The organism is Pseudomonas sp. NPDC077408 (genome assembly GCF_050269105.1).
In the GTDB taxonomy this organism is placed as follows: domain Bacteria; phylum Pseudomonadota; class Gammaproteobacteria; order Pseudomonadales; family Pseudomonadaceae; genus Stutzerimonas.
Genome location: NZ_JBNNHS010000002.1, coordinates 14,445 through 29,155, shown reverse-complemented (window position 1 = coordinate 29,155; position 14,711 = coordinate 14,445). Strand labels below are relative to the sequence as shown.

The 14,711-nt window shown below is 60.2% G+C and carries 14 protein-coding genes; 3 read left to right on the top strand and 11 right to left on the bottom strand.

What is annotated here, in order from left to right; all coding sequences use genetic code 11:
- Positions 1–104: 104 nt before the first annotated feature.
- The 11 genes from purD to ACQKEK_RS05150 all read right to left on the bottom strand — a co-directional run bounded on the left by purD (position 105) and on the right by ACQKEK_RS05150 (position 11,774).
- The gene (gene purD / locus ACQKEK_RS05200) at positions 105–1,394 is read right to left on the bottom strand and encodes a phosphoribosylamine--glycine ligase (protein WP_499141404.1); all 1,290 of its coding nucleotides are present in this window, start codon (positions 1,392–1,394) and stop codon (positions 105–107) included.
- Positions 1,395–1,481: 87 nt separating this feature from the next.
- The gene (gene purH / locus ACQKEK_RS05195) at positions 1,482–3,086 is read right to left on the bottom strand and encodes a bifunctional phosphoribosylaminoimidazolecarboxamide formyltransferase/IMP cyclohydrolase (RefSeq protein WP_499141402.1); all 1,605 of its coding nucleotides are present in this window, start codon (positions 3,084–3,086) and stop codon (positions 1,482–1,484) included.
- Positions 3,087–3,169: 83 nt separating this feature from the next.
- A complete protein-coding gene (gene fis / locus ACQKEK_RS05190) occupies positions 3,170–3,490 on the bottom strand; it encodes a DNA-binding transcriptional regulator Fis (RefSeq protein ID WP_021208373.1) in 321 nt (106 codons plus the stop codon).
- Positions 3,487–4,500: a tRNA dihydrouridine synthase DusB gene (gene dusB / locus ACQKEK_RS05185; RefSeq protein ID WP_499141400.1), complete on the bottom strand. Its 1,014-nt coding sequence runs from the start codon at positions 4,498–4,500 to the stop codon at positions 3,487–3,489. Before dusB ends, fis begins: the two co-directional genes overlap by 4 nt.
- A gap of 198 nt (positions 4,501–4,698) precedes the next feature.
- Entirely contained in the window at positions 4,699–5,973 is a 1,275-nt protein-coding gene (locus tag ACQKEK_RS05180) for a DUF3426 domain-containing protein (protein WP_499141398.1), read from the bottom strand.
- A gap of 96 nt (positions 5,974–6,069) precedes the next feature.
- Positions 6,070–6,951 (bottom strand): 50S ribosomal protein L11 methyltransferase, encoded by an 882-nt coding sequence (gene prmA / locus ACQKEK_RS05175; RefSeq protein WP_499141396.1) that lies wholly within the window; start codon positions 6,949–6,951, stop codon positions 6,070–6,072.
- Between the two features lie 144 nt (positions 6,952–7,095).
- Positions 7,096–8,445 (bottom strand): acetyl-CoA carboxylase biotin carboxylase subunit, encoded by a 1,350-nt coding sequence (gene accC / locus ACQKEK_RS05170; RefSeq protein ID WP_499141395.1) that lies wholly within the window; start codon positions 8,443–8,445, stop codon positions 7,096–7,098.
- Positions 8,446–8,462: 17 nt separating this feature from the next.
- Positions 8,463–8,918 (bottom strand): acetyl-CoA carboxylase biotin carboxyl carrier protein, encoded by a 456-nt coding sequence (accB, locus tag ACQKEK_RS05165; protein WP_046164271.1) that lies wholly within the window; start codon positions 8,916–8,918, stop codon positions 8,463–8,465.
- A gap of 80 nt (positions 8,919–8,998) precedes the next feature.
- The gene (gene aroQ / locus ACQKEK_RS05160; protein ID WP_045424891.1) at positions 8,999–9,442 is read right to left on the bottom strand and encodes a type II 3-dehydroquinate dehydratase; all 444 of its coding nucleotides are present in this window, start codon (positions 9,440–9,442) and stop codon (positions 8,999–9,001) included.
- Between the two features lie 152 nt (positions 9,443–9,594).
- Positions 9,595–11,379, bottom strand: coding sequence for a protein-disulfide reductase DsbD (locus ACQKEK_RS05155; RefSeq protein WP_499141393.1), 1,785 nt, complete (start codon positions 11,377–11,379; stop codon positions 9,595–9,597).
- 71 nt (positions 11,380–11,450) lie between these two features.
- Positions 11,451–11,774, bottom strand: a complete 324-nt coding sequence (locus tag ACQKEK_RS05150) for a Rieske (2Fe-2S) protein (RefSeq protein ID WP_046164273.1) — start codon at positions 11,772–11,774, stop codon at positions 11,451–11,453.
- A gap of 185 nt (positions 11,775–11,959) precedes the next feature.
- On the opposite strand from ACQKEK_RS05150, the gene ACQKEK_RS05145 reads away from it, so the two are divergent.
- Genes ACQKEK_RS05145 through ACQKEK_RS05135 form a run of 3 tightly spaced genes read left to right on the top strand, consistent with a single transcriptional unit; the run spans position 11,960 to position 14,608 of the window.
- Entirely contained in the window at positions 11,960–12,943 is a 984-nt protein-coding gene (locus ACQKEK_RS05145; protein ID WP_499142205.1) for a FecCD family ABC transporter permease, read from the top strand.
- Positions 12,943–13,710, top strand: a complete 768-nt coding sequence (locus tag ACQKEK_RS05140; RefSeq protein ID WP_128119988.1) for a heme ABC transporter ATP-binding protein — start codon at positions 12,943–12,945, stop codon at positions 13,708–13,710. The genes ACQKEK_RS05145 and ACQKEK_RS05140 overlap by 1 nt, the downstream gene beginning before the upstream one ends.
- Before the next feature lie 10 nt (positions 13,711–13,720).
- Positions 13,721–14,608, top strand: a complete 888-nt coding sequence (locus ACQKEK_RS05135) for a ChaN family lipoprotein (protein WP_128119987.1) — start codon at positions 13,721–13,723, stop codon at positions 14,606–14,608.
- Positions 14,609–14,711 lie beyond the last annotated feature (103 nt).

Here is a 14,711-nt window from a genome sequence, read left to right as displayed (position 1 = left end):
CTTCATGTGTGTGACGGTGGATTATAACCACCGTACTGGCGCTCAGTGATGCACGCAACGAGCGATAAGGGTTGCCGTCGCGCACATTACCGCAATTTTCGCGCTTAGCTTCCGCCCTGCTCACGTGCAATTGCACGATAGCCGATGTCATGGCGGTAAAAATGGCCGTCCCACTCGATGCGAGCGGCCAGTGCATAAGCATTTTGCTGAGCTGCGGAGACCGTATCGCCAAGGGCTGTAGCGCAGAGCACGCGACCGCCAGCGGTGGTCACCGCTCCGTCCGCCAATACGGTTCCGGCATGGAACACCTTGCCCTCCAGTTGAGCCGCAGCGTCCAGACCGCGGATCGCGGCGCCTTTGCTGTAGTCACCCGGATAGCCTCCCGCAGCCAGTACTACGCCCAGGCTCGGCCGCGCATCCCACTGCGCTTCGATCTTGTTCAGCGCCTTGGCCAAAGCTGCTTCGACCAGCAGCACCAGGCTCGACTGCAGGCGCAGCATGATCGGCTGGGTTTCCGGATCGCCAAAGCGGCAATTGAATTCGATGACCTTGGGCGCGCCGTTGCGGTCGATCATCAAGCCGGCGTAGAGGAAGCCGGTATAGACGTTGCCCTCGGCAGCCATGCCCTTAACGGTCGGCCAGATCACTTCGTCCATCACACGTTGATGGACTTCGGCGGTCACCACCGGCGCCGGAGAATATGCGCCCATTCCACCCGTGTTTGGGCCGGTGTCGCCATCGCCGACACGCTTATGGTCCTGGCTGGTGGCCATTGGCAACACATTGGTGCCATCGACCATGACGATGAAGCTGGCTTCCTCGCCGTCGAGGAATTCTTCGATCACTACCCGTGCGCCGGCATCACCGAACGCGTTGCCGGAGAGCATGTCGCGCACGGCTTCTTCCGCTTCGGCCAGGGTCATGGCGACGATCACGCCTTTGCCGGCCGCCAGACCGTCGGCCTTGATCACAATCGGTGCGCCTTTTTCTTGCAGATAGGCAAGTGCCGGTTGGACTTCGGTGAAATTCTGGTAATCGGCGGTAGGAATGTTGTGACGGGCGAGGAAGTCTTTGGTGAACGCCTTGGAGCCTTCCAGTTGTGCTGCGGCAGCGGTCGGGCCGAAGCAGTCGAGCCCGCGCGAGCGGAACAGGTCGACGACACCTTTGACCAGTGGCGCTTCGGGACCGACGATGGTGAGCTGCACGTTCCTCTCGGCGAAGTCTGCCAGTTGCTCAATGGCGAGTACGTCGATCGCGACGTTTTCACACTTCGCTTCAGTTGCCGTGCCGGCATTGCCAGGTGCGACGAAAACTTTCTCTACGCGGGGGTCCTGCGCGACCTTCCAGGCCAGGGCATGCTCGCGGCCGCCGCTGCCGATGATTAAAACGTTCATACTCGAATCTCTCGTCTGAGAGCTGGAAGCCGAAGCAGGAAGCGGGAAGCAGTAGGCTTCAGTCTTCCAGCTTCATACTTCGAGCTTTTAGTGCCTGAAATGGCGCATGCCGGTGAACACCATGGCGATGCCGGCTTCGTCTGCAGCCGCAATCACCTCAGCGTCGCGCATCGAACCACCTGGCTGGATTACCGCGGTAATACCGGCTTTGGCGGCGTTATCGATGCCATCCCGGAACGGGAAAAACGCATCGCTGGCCATCACCGCACCGGGCACCGGCAGGCCGGCATGCTCGGCCTTGATCGCTGCGATCCGCGCGGAGTTGACCCGGCTCATTTGACCGGCACCGACCCCGACTGTCTGCCGATTCTTGGCGTAGACGATGGCATTGGACTTGACGAACTTGGCTACTTTCCAGGCGAAAATCAGGTCGTGGATTTCCTGTTCGGTCGGGGCGCGCTGGGTGACGACCTTCAGGTCGGCTTCGCTGATCATGCCAATGTCGCGGCTCTGTACCAAAAGACCACCGTTGACGCGCTTGAAGTCCCAGCCCGGTGCCCGATCAGCCGGCCACTGGCCGCATTCGAGCAGGCGTACGTTGGCTTTGCTTGCGACCACTTGGCGGGCTTCGGTCGATATGCTTGGTGCAATGATTACTTCGACGAACTGCCGTTCGACGATGGCTTTTGCCGTTTCGCCATCCAGCTCCCGGTTGAAGGCGATGATGCCGCCGAATGCCGATTCGCTGTCGGTCGCATAAGCCAGTTCATAGGCCTGACGGATGCCGCCCTCAGCATCCGGAACGACGGCGACACCGCACGGGTTTGCGTGTTTGACGATTACGCAAGCTGGCTTGACGAAGCTCTTCACGCATTCGAGGGCCGCGTCGGTATCGGCGACGTTGTTGAACGACAGCTCCTTGCCCTGCAACTGGCGGGCGGTGGCAACGCAGGCTTCGTCAGCGGTCTCGACGTAGAAGGCCGCAATCTGATGCGGGTTCTCACCGTAGCGCATGTCCTGCGCCTTGACGAACTGGGTGGTGAACGTCCGAGGAAGCAGGCTGCGTCCCTCGGTCGACAGCGTCTCAGTGCTCTGGTCGACGGTCCCCAGGTAATTCGCGATCATGCCGTCATAAGAGGCCGTGTGTTCGAAGGCCTTGAGCGCCAGGTCGAAACGCTGCGCATAGGTCAGGCCGCCGTTTTTCAGGTTGTCGATGACGTGAACGTAATCGTCGGCGTTGACGACGATGGCGACATCCTTATGGTTCTTTGCGGCGCTGCGGACCATGGTCGGGCCACCGATGTCGATGTTCTCGATGGCGTCCGGCAGCGTACAGCCAGGCTTGGCGACGGTAGCGGCGAAGGGATACAGGTTGACTGCAACCAGGTCGATCGGGTTGATGCCATGCTCGGCCATGACTGCGCCATCCATATCACGGCGGCCAAGGATGCCGCCGTGAATCTTCGGATGCAGCGTCTTGACCCGACCATCCATCATCTCCGGAAAGCCGGTGTAGTCGGCTACTTCGACGGCGGCGATGTCATTGTCACGCAGCAGTTTAAAGGTGCCGCCGGTGGACAGGATCTCGACGCCCAGAGTGACGAGTGCGCGGGCAAAATCAACGACGCCGGTCTTGTCGGACACGCTGATCAGGGCGCGGCGGACGGGAAGGCGGGTGCTTTGGTCGGTCATGGACATTTCCTAAGAGCTACAGGCTGCAAGCGGATAGCTCTTAGGAAGACGGCTTGCACCGTTCCATCGGAGCTCACCGCTAATCAGAGAAGGTCGTACTGCTTGAGTTTCTTACGCAAGGTGCCACGGTTCAGGCCCAACAGCTCCGAGGCCTTGGTCTGGTTGCCCTTGACGTAATTCATCACGGTTTCCAGCAGTGGGGCTTCCACCTCGGAAAGCACCAGGTTGTAAACGTCCGTAACGTCCGCGCCTTCTAGGTGCGCGAAATAGTTATGCAACGCCTTCTCCACACTGCCTCGCAAGGTCTGACCTGCTTCGCTCGGCGTATTAAGGTGTTGCTTGAGGTTCACGTTGTCGCTCACGGATGTTGTTCCAGTTAACAAGGTTTCGTTCAACAGCGTCATGCAGCCACCCCTTTTCCTTCCCCCGAATCAGGGCGTGTACGGCGTTCGGCGAAAAATCCCCGAACGCTGGCGCATTGCGCATCCCTGTCTTCCAAACCGTTGAACCGGCCGCGGTATTCCTGCGCGCCGGGTAGTGTTGCCAGGTACCAACTGACGTGCTTACGGGCGATACGTACTCCCATCACATCGCCGTAGAACGCATGCAGTGCCTTGAGATGCTGCAGCAGAATACCCTCGATCTCCCCCAGCGTCGGAGGTGCCATCAGCTCGCCTGTCGCGAGGTAATGGTTTATCTCACGAAAGATCCACGGTTTACCCTGCGCGGCTCGGCCAATGAGCAGTCCGTCCGCACCCGTGGTGTCGAGCACCTGGCGGGCTTTTTCTGGTGTATCGATGTCGCCATTGGCAAACACCGGTATCGACACGGCCTGCTTGATCGCCGCGACGGTCTCGTATTCCGCTTCACCTGTGTAGAGGTCGGCACGCGTTCGGCCATGAACGGCCAGCGCGGCGATCCCAGATTGCTCGGCAATTCTCGCCACCGCGAGCCCGTTCTTGTTCTGCCTGTCCCACCCGGTACGGATTTTCAGGGTTACTGGCACATCAACCGCAGCGACCACAGCCTCGAGTATTTCCGAGACCAGCTTTTCATCCTTCATCAACGCCGAGCCGGCGGCCTTGTTGCACACTTTCTTGGCTGGGCAACCCATGTTGATGTCAATAATCTGCGCGCCCAGTTCGACGTTGCGAGCGGCCGCTTCGGCCAGCATTTGTGGATCGCCGCCGGCGATCTGCACTGAGCGCGGTTCTGGATCCCCGTCGTGCAGCAAGCGCAGGCGCGATTTGCGGCTGTTCCACAGGCGCACATCGCTGGTCACCATTTCCGACACCACCATGCCAGCGCCTAGACGTCGGCATAACTGGCGGAACGGCTGATCGGTCACGCCGGCCATGGGCGCGAGGATCAATCGATTCGGAAGGATATAGGGGCCGATGCGTACCGCTGACATGAAGATTCCCTGCTTGGAGCCTGCTTGTTAGGTCGATCGGGACAGCAAAAAAGGGTGTGCATAATACCCGCTACGGATGACGGGTTAAAGGCTGTTCTGAACAAAATCTGAACAGCTCCGAGCTTATAACCAGCGGTAGCATGCCGCCCCGAAAAAGGGGGCGGCAAAGGCCACTTATCGTCTCAGGCTGTGCGGTCGTTAATCGGGGGAGCGAAACGCGAGGCTGTAATTTACTGCCGTAATACCCGGGTCGAGAATATCCAGAGCAATGTGGATAGGAATCTGCGAAGGCATTTCCCGCTGTCCGGCGAGCTCTCCTGAGAGGTATTCGCCGGGCTTGAACGTACGCCGCGCAAGTGTCTGGCCCTGAATGTCGGCGAAGCGCACTTCCAATAATGGGAAAGGCTGGGCAAAGGGTGCGCGATTGTAGATGATCGCATCGACAACCAGCGCCCCAGCGAAGTCCGGGTGGCTGCGTACCACTAGATTGCTGCTCTTGATCTGGCTGATGTCGACTCTGGGCGGCAACTCGCAGCCAAGAGCAGGGCAGATTTTCTCCAGCCAAGGGCGGTACTCATCTTGTCGCGCGAGCTCGTCGAAGTTATAGGCGGCATACTGCGCTGCTAAGCCAAGCAGGGCGATCAGGTTCAATAAGCCCCAACCCAACCAGCGGCCCCAGGGGCGCCGGCGCGCCTGCCAATCGAGTTGCAATGGTTCATCGTCCAGTTCGAACAGCCGCTCCCCACGGCCGTATTCTCGCTCGGTGCTGACTGGTTTTCGGCCCGCCAGGGCAAACTGCGCACTGTTTTCGTCGGAATCGAACGGCCGATCGAGCAGGGGCTCGGTGCGTCCCGCTGAATTGAGCTGGCCGATCAATGGATCAGTAGTGCTTGCCAGTGGGCTCGGCGGCGCGGGGTGTTCGGCGCTCACTGGGGTGAAGTGGATATCCGAAATATCGGTGCCGGGCTCGGCGGTATGTTCTGGCTCCGCCTTGAGCGGCTCGTTGCGTATTTGGGGCGCTGATTCCGCGCTCAACAGCTGCTCGGCCCACGCTTCGTCGTCATCAATTGAATGGTCCGTGTGTTCGCTGTGCTGCTGTTCACCAGGTTGCGGTTCAAGTTCCAGGAACTCGCGGGACAGTTCCAACTCCTGTCGCTCAAGCTTTGCCAACTCTTCATCAAGATCAAGGCTATCCAGATCCAGATCGTCGTGGATCCAAAACGTGTCGTCTTGATCTACAGGTTTGTCTGGCAGCGCTCGCGCTTTTGGCGCGTCGCTGGCGGCGGAGAGGCGAGTGGCGTCTGCGCCCGCGTCGCTGTTGCCAGTCGTGTCTGCTTCTTGCAGGTAGCGGGCGGCATTGAAGAGCTCCATGCACGCACCGCACCGCACCACACCCTGGGCAGCGGCGAGCTGGGTGCGGCTGACGCGGAAGCTGGTCTGGCAATGGGGGCACTGGGTGACGAAGCTGGTCATGCGTTGGTCCGGCTTAAATGGCCGTAGTCTAGCGCATGCACGCCAGTGAGCCGCAGTGGAGAACGGCCGAGTTGAGTGCTCGGCCAGAGACTTTAATCACAGCCGACGGGTGCCGGTAATGCGCACCCAACCATCTTTGTCCGCCGTCGCGTCAAGCGCGAATTGATCTGCATAGGCGGCACGGACCTCTTCAGCCTGCTCGGCCAATATTCCCGACAGGGCCAGACGGCCGCCGGGCTTGACCCTTTCGATGATGCTCGGTGCCAGTGTCACCAGCGGGCCGGCGAGGATGTTGGCGACCACCACGTCAGCCTGGCCATCGGGAAGCTGCTCGGGCAGATAGAGCGGGAAGCGTGCAGGGTCGATGCCGTTGCGCCCGGCATTGTCACGCGATGCCTCGAGCGCCTGTACGTCGATGTCGGTTCCCACCGCTTGCTTTGCGCCTAAAAGCAGGGCAGCAATGGCCAAAATGCCGGAACCACAGCCGAAATCCAGCACGTCCAAACCATCTAGCGGCTGCGCGTCCAGCCACTCCAGACAGAGCGCCGTGGTCGGGTGAGTGCCGGTGCCAAAGGCCAGGCCGGGATCGAGCAATAGGTTCACCGCGTCCGGTTCTGGAGCAGCATGCCAGCTCGGCACGATCCATAGGCGACTGCCGAAACGCATCGGGTGGAAGCTGTCCATCCAGCTGCGTTCCCAATCCTGGTCTTCGATCCGCTCGAGCTGATACTCGGGCAGCTCGCCGCCCGTTAGGAGCTGCAAGTGGGCCAGGAGGTTGCTTTCGTCGGTATCGCCTTCGAATAGCGCCAGCAAATGTGTGTGTGACCACAGCGGGGTGGTGTTGAGATCGGGCTCGAATATTGGTTGATCTTCGGCGTCCATAAAGGTTACGGACACTGCGCCAACGCCCAATAGTGCGTCTTCGAGGGCTTCTGCCTGTTCCGGTGAGATGGCGAGACGAAGTTGTAGCCAGGGCATTGTGGCCTCTCGGAGCGAACGGCCGGGATAGGCGGCCGGGGAAAAGTCGAAATATTACTGGAGCCTGCGTGCAGCTTCCATCCGGCTGAAGCCAGAAACGACAAGGGCTGCCAATCGGCAGCCCTTGTCAATGTCAGCACTCGATCAGTGCTTGTCCATTCCCAGCTTCTTTTCCAGGTAATGGATGTTCACGCCGCCTTTGCAGAAGCCGTCATCTCGGACCAGATCCCGGTGCAGCGGGATGTTGGTTTTGATGCCATCGACAACGATTTCGTCCAGAGCGTTGCGCATGCGAGCCAGGGCCTCTTCACGTGTCGCGCCGTAGGTGATCAGCTTGCCGATCAGCGAATCGTAGTTCGGCGGCACCGAATAACCGCTGTACAGGTGCGAATCGACCCGGACGCCATTGCCGCCAGGCGCGTGGAAGTGCTTCACCTTGCCGGGGCTGGGCAGGAAGTTGGAGGGATCTTCGGCGTTGATCCGGCATTCCAGCGAATGCCCGCGAATGACCACGTCTTCCTGCTTGATCGACAATTTGTTGCCGGCAGCGATGCTGAGCATCTCCTTGACGATGTCGATACCAGTGACCATTTCGGTTACCGGATGCTCTACCTGTACGCGCGTGTTCATTTCGATGAAGTAGAAGCGACCGTCTTCGTAAAGAAACTCGAACGTACCGGCGCCCCGGTAGCCGATCTCGACGCAGGCATCGGTGCAGCGCTTGAGTACTTCGGCACGTGCTTTTTCGTCGATATAGGGGGCAGGTGCTTCCTCCAGAACCTTCTGATGGCGGCGCTGCAGTGAGCAGTCGCGGTCGCCCAGATGCACAGCGTTGCCCTGTCCGTCGGACAGCACCTGAACTTCGACGTGGCGCGGATTGCCCAGGAATTTCTCGAGATAGACCATCGGATTGCCGAACGCTGCGCCCGCTTCGGTACGAGTCAGCTTGGCCGATTTGATCAGGTCTTCTTCTTTGTGGACCACGCGCATGCCGCGGCCGCCGCCGCCGCCTGCTGCCTTGATGATCACCGGATAGCCGACTTCGCGTGCGATGCGCAGCGCTTCGTTTTCATCTTCCGGTAGCGGTCCCTCGGAACCCGGCACCACAGGCACGCCTGCTTTGATCATGGCTTCCTTGGCAGAGACCTTGTCGCCCATCAGGCGAATGGTTTCCGCTTTAGGACCGACGAAGGCGAAACCGGATTTCTCCACCTGCTCGGCAAAGTCGGCGTTCTCAGCCAGAAAGCCATAGCCGGGATGGATCGCCGTGGCGCCGGTCACTTCTGCGGCGGCAATAATCGAGGGGATGTGCAGGTAGGAGTTGGTGGCGAGGGCCGGACCGATGCAGACGGACTCGTCGGCCAGGGCCAGGTGCATCAGCTCTCTGTCTGCGGTCGAGTGAACTGCAACGGTCTTGATCCCCAGCTCTTTGCAGGCTCGCAGAATCCGCAGGGCAATTTCACCGCGGTTGGCGATTAGTACTTTTTCCAACATCGCTGGTTCTCCGCGGTTCAAACGATGGTGAACAGCGGCTGGTCGTATTCGACCGGCTGACCATTCTCCACCAGGATGGATTCGATGGTGCCGCTGGTTTCGGCCTCGATGTGGTTCATCATCTTCATCGCTTCGACGATGCAGAGGATGTCGCCTTTCTTAACGCTCTGGCCAACTTCGACGAAGTTTGCCGATTCCGGCGACGATGCGCGGTAGAAGGTGCCTACCATCGGCGAACGGACCACGGTGCCGTTTAGCTTCGGCTGCACCGGTGCGGCGTCGGCGGCTGGCGCTGCAGCAGGAGCGGCTGCCGGTGCTGGCATCGGTGCCTGGGCGTAGTAGGGCTGCTGCATTGCAACCTGCTTGCTGTGACGGCTGATGCGAACAGACTCTTCGCCTTCGTGAATTTCCAGTTCGTCGATACCGGACTCTTCCAGCAGTTCGATCAGTTTCTTGACTTTACGAATATCCATGAAGCGGTGACTCCCAAGTAGGTTCAAAGGGCATTGCTGCTCGCTTCTTCGAGGCCGGGCGCGTGTCGCGCGCGGTCCTGTCAGGAAGCAGCGAGTTGTTCCAGGGCGGCCTCCAATGCCAGGCGGTAGCCGCTGGCGCCAAGGCCGCAGATCACCCCTACCGCGACATCCGAGAAGTAGGAGTGATGGCGGAAAGGTTCACGCTTGTGCACGTTGGACAGGTGCACTTCGATGAATGGGATGCTCACCGCCAGCAGCGCGTCACGTAAGGCGACGCTGGTATGTGTGAAAGCGGCGGGATTGATCAGGATGAAGTCCACGCCTTCACCGCGTGCGGCATGGATGCGCTCGATCAGTTCGTACTCGGCATTGGATTGTAGGTGCAGCAGGTGATGGCCGGCGTCGCGGGCTCGCTGCTCCAGATCCTGATTGATCTGAGCCAGTGTTATGGCGCCATAAACGCCAGGTTCGCGAGTGCCAAGCATATTCAGATTCGGGCCGTGGAGGACCAGAAACGTCGCCATGAGTATTCCTTGTTGTTCTATCCAGCCAGCCGCTTGGAGCGCGTCGGTCGGTGAGGGGAAAAACTATGCCCGAAGCTAGGGCTGACTGTCCAGTCATGTCTTGATCGGCGTAAATGCCGACATTATGACTGGAGATTGCCGCAGGGAATCGTCTAGAGAGAGGCTTCGGCGCGGTCCAGTCGTTCAGCAAACTGGCTGGCATCGATTTCACCGACGACCCTGACGTCGGTCAGTTCATTGCCGGCGCGATCGAAGAATAGAACCGCAGGCGGTCCGAACAGGTTATAGCGGTCCAGCAAGGCCCGTTGTTCCGGGTTACTGTCCGTAATGTCGAAGCGAACCAGGCGGTAGTCTTCCAGGCGGGGTGCAATTTGAGGGGCGGCGAACACTTCGCGCTCTATCACCTTACAGCTGATGCACCAGTCGGCGTACCAGTCGAGCATTAACGGCTGGCCGGCTGCTTGGGCCGCTTTAAGCTGGGCGTCGAGTTCATCTGGGGTGGTTATCGTGCGCCAGGCTTCAGTTTCGCTGGCCAAACTGTTGCCGACGGCTGACGTCGAGCGGGGCAATGGGCGAAGCGGATCGGAGCCACCTTGCAGCGCACCGACCCAAGCCGCCAGGGCATAGACCAGCAGGACCAAGCCCAGTAATTGTGCCAGTTTTTGTCTGGGAGTCTTGAGACCGAACTCCAAGGTGCCAAGGAACAATGCCGTGCCGGCGGCCAGCAAACCCCACAGTGCCAGCGCCAGCGGACCTGGCAAAACCCGCTCGAGCATCCATACCGCGACTGCCAGCAGCAGCACACCGAACACGTTGCGCACCGTGACCATCCATGGTCCGCTCTTGGGGAGCAGGGCGCCGCCGCCAATGGCGAATAGAATCAGCGGTGTGCCCATTCCCAGACCAAGGGCAAACAGTTTGAGTCCGCCACCCAGCGCATCGCCACTGGCGCTGATATACAGCAGAGCGCCAGCAAGCGGTGCCGAGACGCATGGCGAAACCAGCAGGCTGGAGACAGTGCCGAGCAGTGCGGCACCGACGAAGGAGCCGCCCTTGGCGTTACCCGCAATACGCTCGAGGCGGTAGCCCATGGCCTGCGGGACGCGCAGCTCGAACAGTCCGAACATGGCCAGGGCAAAGGCGACGAAAAATAGCGCGAATGGCACTAGGATCCAGGGAGATTGCAGGCGTGCCTGCAGATTGAGCTCGGCTCCGAACATACCCATAAGCGCACCGAGCACGGCGAAGCCGGCCGCCATTGGCAAGACGTAGGCGAGCGATAGACCAAAGCTGCGCATCCCGCCGATCTGTCCGCGCAAAACGACCCCGGACAGAATCGGCAGCATTGGCAAGACGCACGGTGTGAAGGTCAGCCCCAAACCCGCGAGAAAGAATAACGCCACCGAGCGCCAGGAGAGACCGGCACTGGTGGCATCGGTCTGACTGTCTGGAGGCGATGCTTTGGGCGGCCCTGTCGGCGCGCCACCAATATCGAGAGATTCGGTTTCCGGCGGATAGCACAAGCCTTTGTCTGCGCAACCTTGGTAAGTCACCTGCAACGTAAAGGGTTGGTTCTGCGGGTTGCGAATCGGTAGCTCGACGTCGAGCACGCCGTAATAGACTTCGACTTCGCCGAAATAGTCATCGGTCTTCTGCTCGCCGGCTGGAAGATTCGCCTCGGCGACCACAACCCCAGGCGTATCGGTCCTGAATTTGAACTGGTGCCGGTAGAGGTAATAGCCTTCCGCCGCGACGAAACGCAGTTTCACCAGCTCCGGCGAGGCGTCGATCAGGTTCAGGCGAAACGCCTCGCGTACCGGCAAGAAGTCCGCGCTGTTGTTCAGGCCTCCAAGCGTCACGCTAGGACGGCTGTCAAACAGGCCTGCGGCGGCAGGGAGGGCGAAGAACAGGAGCAGCAGACTCAGCAAACGGCGCATGGTCATCTCACAGGAAGCAGTGACCGCATGATACCCAACGCGGCCAATCGTCGCTCGTACGCAACGTCGCACTAGCGCACGTTCTGTAACCAGATGGTGCCGTCCTGCTCGATGCATGGCAGCGCCCGCAATGCCTGTCCTGCACAGGGGCCGGCCACGCACTCGCCACTATCGATGAGAAACAGGGCGCCGTGGGTGGCGCACTGGATCAGGCTGCCGCTGCTGTCGAGGAACTGGTCCGGCAACCATTCCAGAGGGATTCCGCGATGTGGGCAACGATTCTGATAAACGTAGAGTGTGCCCTCCTTGCGTATTGCCAGCAGGCGCTGCCCTTCTCGTTCGAAACCCTTGCTCTGGCCCTCCGTCACCTCAGAGGCATCACACAGTCGAATCATCCGGACCTCCTTATTTCGAGAGAATTATCACTCAATCAGCAGTCGCTGGGTTGGCTAACGGCTGATAGCGCTGGCGGAGCCGGTGGCTGGCTTTTATTCTTCTGCTCAAATTTCAACTGGCGAAACTTTTGATGAGCCCAGTGCTATCCGCACGCCCACTGTTTATTTCGCTGGGACTCGTGTGGCTGATCGCGTTCTGGTTGTCGCTGTCGCTTGGGCCGGTCACTCTACCGCTGGGCGATACCTTAAAAGCCTTGCTGCAACTGTTTGGCTTATCGATTACGGGCGAGGGCGCTGACCAAGCCGCTCTGATCCTCGGACAGATACGCTTGCCACGCGCCTTGCTCGGGTTAAGTGTGGGGGCGGTACTGGCATTGTCCGGCGTCGCCATGCAGGGGTTATTTCGCAATCCACTGGCTGACCCTGGGCTGGTCGGTGTTTCCAGTGGTGCCGCACTAGGCGCCGCCGCCACCATCGTTGGTGGTGAGCTCGTCGGCGGAATCTCCCCGCTGCTGGAGCCTTATCTGCTGTCAATCAGTGCGTTTCTCGGTGGCCTGGGTGTCACCTGGCTGGTTTATCGGCTTGGTCGTCGGGACGGGCGCACGCATGTCGCGACGATGCTGCTCGCTGGCATTGCACTGACCGCTCTTGCTGGAGCGGTGATCGGGCTCTTCACCTACGTTGCGGATGACAAAGCGTTGCGTACGTTGACCTTCTGGAATCTCGGCAGCCTCAACGGGGCGAGCTATGCACGGCTCTGGCCGCTATTGCTGGTGACTGCGGCGATGACGTTCTGGTTGCCTCGCCGTGCGCGGGCACTGAATGCGCTGCTGCTGGGCGAATCGGAGGCACGTCACCTCGGCTTTGATGTGGAACGACTCAAGCGCGAACTGGTTTTCTGCACAGCGCTCAGTGTCGGCGCTGCGGTAGCGGCGGCCGGCATGATCGGCTTCGTTGGGCTGGTGGTTCCACATCTGGTGCGGCTGATGATCGGTCCCGACCACCGGTTACTGTTACCGGCTTCGGCGTTGGCTGGGGGGAGTCTGTTGCTGCTTGCCGATCTCCTTGCTCGGCTTCTGCTGGCGCCTGCCGAGTTGCCGATCGGTATCGTCACTGCATTGCTGGGCGCGCCTTTCTTTCTTTACCTGTTATTGCGGCAGCCGCAGTGATGCTCAGTATTCGCGGAGGCTCAGTTCGGCGAGGCGCTTCCGACGTCCTCGCTGACGTTAACGTGGCTTTGGACGCAGGCGAGGTTTTAGGGGTGTTGGGGCCAAACGGAGCAGGGAAGAGCACCCTGCTTGCCGCGCTGAGTGGCGAGCTGCCTGTCGGTGCTGGCGAGGTGCTGTTGCATCAGAAACCGCTGCACAGCTGGAGTGGTCCGGAGCGCGCGCGCTGTCTGGCGGTTTTGCCGCAGAATTCAACCTTGAATTTCGGTTTTCGCGTCGACGAAGTGGTCGGCTTAGGTCGGCTGCCACATGAAAGCGGTCTCGAAGCCGACCGGGCTATCGTCTCGGCTGCACTGGGTGCTGCAGATGCGCAGCATCTGGCCCAGCGCAGTTACCTGTCGCTGTCCGGAGGCGAACAGCAGCGCGTGCACCTTGCGCGGGTACTCGCGCAGCTATGGCCCGGGCGTACTGGGCAAGTATTGTTGCTCGACGAGCCTACGGCCATGCTCGATCCGTTGCATCAGCACAGCATCCTTTACGCGATCTGCCAGTTCGCCAAACTGGGCGGCGCGGTACTGGTCATCCTGCATGATCTCAACCTTGCGGCACGCTACTGCGATCGTCTGGTGCTGCTGGCTAACGGACGTGTACATCTGAGCGGTACGCCCGAACAGGTGTTGCGGTCTGAGCCACTGAAGTCGGTGTTCGGCCTCGATGTGCTGATCCAGCGCCACCCGGAAAGAGACCACCCGCTCGTTATTGCTCGCTGAGGATTGATGTATGCGATTGCTATTGCCCCTGGTCGTGATCTTGCTCACCGCCGCTTGTCAGTCACTACCACCCTTGCCAGCCTGGCAAAGTCCAGAGGGTCTCGAGCATCCCGACCTGGGGCGGATCGTCGATCTGCAAAGCGGCGAACAGATATCGCCGAGGCGGTTGCTCGACGAGCTAGCCAAGGTCGATGAGGTATTGGTAGGGGAGCGCCATGACAACCCAGACCACCATGCCCTCCAGCTTTGGCTTCTTCAGGCCTTGGCACAGCGCCGGGCGCAGGGGAGTCTGCTGCTGGAAATGCTCAACCCGGATCAGCAGGACAAGGTCGCTAAGGTGCAAGCATTGGTTGACCGTGGGCAGTGGCCAGCTGACCTGCCTGCTGCGCTGGACTGGCAAAAAGGTTGGGAATGGCGGTTGTACGCCCCGCTGGTCAAGCATGCGTTGGCGCAGCCCTATCCTTTGCTGTCAGCCAATCTCGATCGAGAGGAAATCATGCGTGTCTACCGCCGTATACCAACGCTCACCGGTGCGGCCGCTGACAAGAACGTGCAGGGGATCTTGCTCGCGCAGATTCGGACGTCCCACTGCGACCTGCTGCCAGAGAAGCAGCTGCCCGCCATGCTCGCAGTCCAGCAGCAACGCGACCTGCGAATGGCCGAGCAGCTGAATTCCGCGCCGAAGCCGGCAATGCTAGTGGCAGGTGCTTTTCATGTCCGGCGTGATCTCGGCGTGCCTTTGTATCTTTCGAGTCGAGATCGCAATCCCGCGACGCGAGTATTGATGTTTGTCGAAGTGGGAGACAGGGCTCCCTCCGATCAGGCCGATTTCGTCTGGTTTACCCCGGCTCAGCCGCAGCAGGATCATTGCGCCGAACTTCGTAAGGCAACCGAGTAGCTGGGAACAGAGGTTCAGCGGAGCTAGTGTTTCGCGGGCAAAAAAAGACCCGGCAAGAGCCGGGTCAAAACCGTGATTAGCCTGATGAGGAGATAACCTGAAA

Bases quoted from the DNA above. Each gene is read 5' to 3' on its own strand.
- ACQKEK_RS05135 (WP_128119987.1), top strand. From the start codon at position 13,721: ATGCGATTGCTATTGCCCCTGGTCGTGATCTTGCTCACCGCCGCTTGT.
- ACQKEK_RS05140 (WP_128119988.1), top strand. From the start codon at position 12,943: ATGCTCAGTATTCGCGGAGGCTCAGTTCGGCGAGGCGCTTCCGACGTC.
- dusB (WP_499141400.1), bottom strand. From the start codon at position 4,500: ATGTCAGCGGTACGCATCGGCCCCTATATCCTTCCGAATCGATTGATC.
- purD (WP_499141404.1), bottom strand. From the start codon at position 1,394: ATGAACGTTTTAATCATCGGCAGCGGCGGCCGCGAGCATGCCCTGGCC.
- fis (WP_021208373.1), bottom strand. From the start codon at position 3,490: ATGACGCTGTTGAACGAAACCTTGTTAACTGGAACAACATCCGTGAGC.
- purH (WP_499141402.1), bottom strand. From the start codon at position 3,086: ATGACCGACCAAAGCACCCGCCTTCCCGTCCGCCGCGCCCTGATCAGC.
- accB (WP_046164271.1), bottom strand. From the start codon at position 8,918: ATGGATATTCGTAAAGTCAAGAAACTGATCGAACTGCTGGAAGAGTCC.
- ACQKEK_RS05180 (WP_499141398.1), bottom strand. From the start codon at position 5,973: ATGACCAGCTTCGTCACCCAGTGCCCCCATTGCCAGACCAGCTTCCGC.
- prmA (WP_499141396.1), bottom strand. From the start codon at position 6,951: ATGCCCTGGCTACAACTTCGTCTCGCCATCTCACCGGAACAGGCAGAA.
- aroQ (WP_045424891.1), bottom strand. From the start codon at position 9,442: ATGGCGACGTTTCTGGTCCTCCACGGCCCGAATCTGAATATGCTTGGC.
- ACQKEK_RS05150 (WP_046164273.1), bottom strand. From the start codon at position 11,774: ATGATTCGACTGTGTGATGCCTCTGAGGTGACGGAGGGCCAGAGCAAG.
- accC (WP_499141395.1), bottom strand. From the start codon at position 8,445: ATGTTGGAAAAAGTACTAATCGCCAACCGCGGTGAAATTGCCCTGCGG.
- ACQKEK_RS05155 (WP_499141393.1), bottom strand. From the start codon at position 11,379: ATGCGCCGTTTGCTGAGTCTGCTGCTCCTGTTCTTCGCCCTCCCTGCC.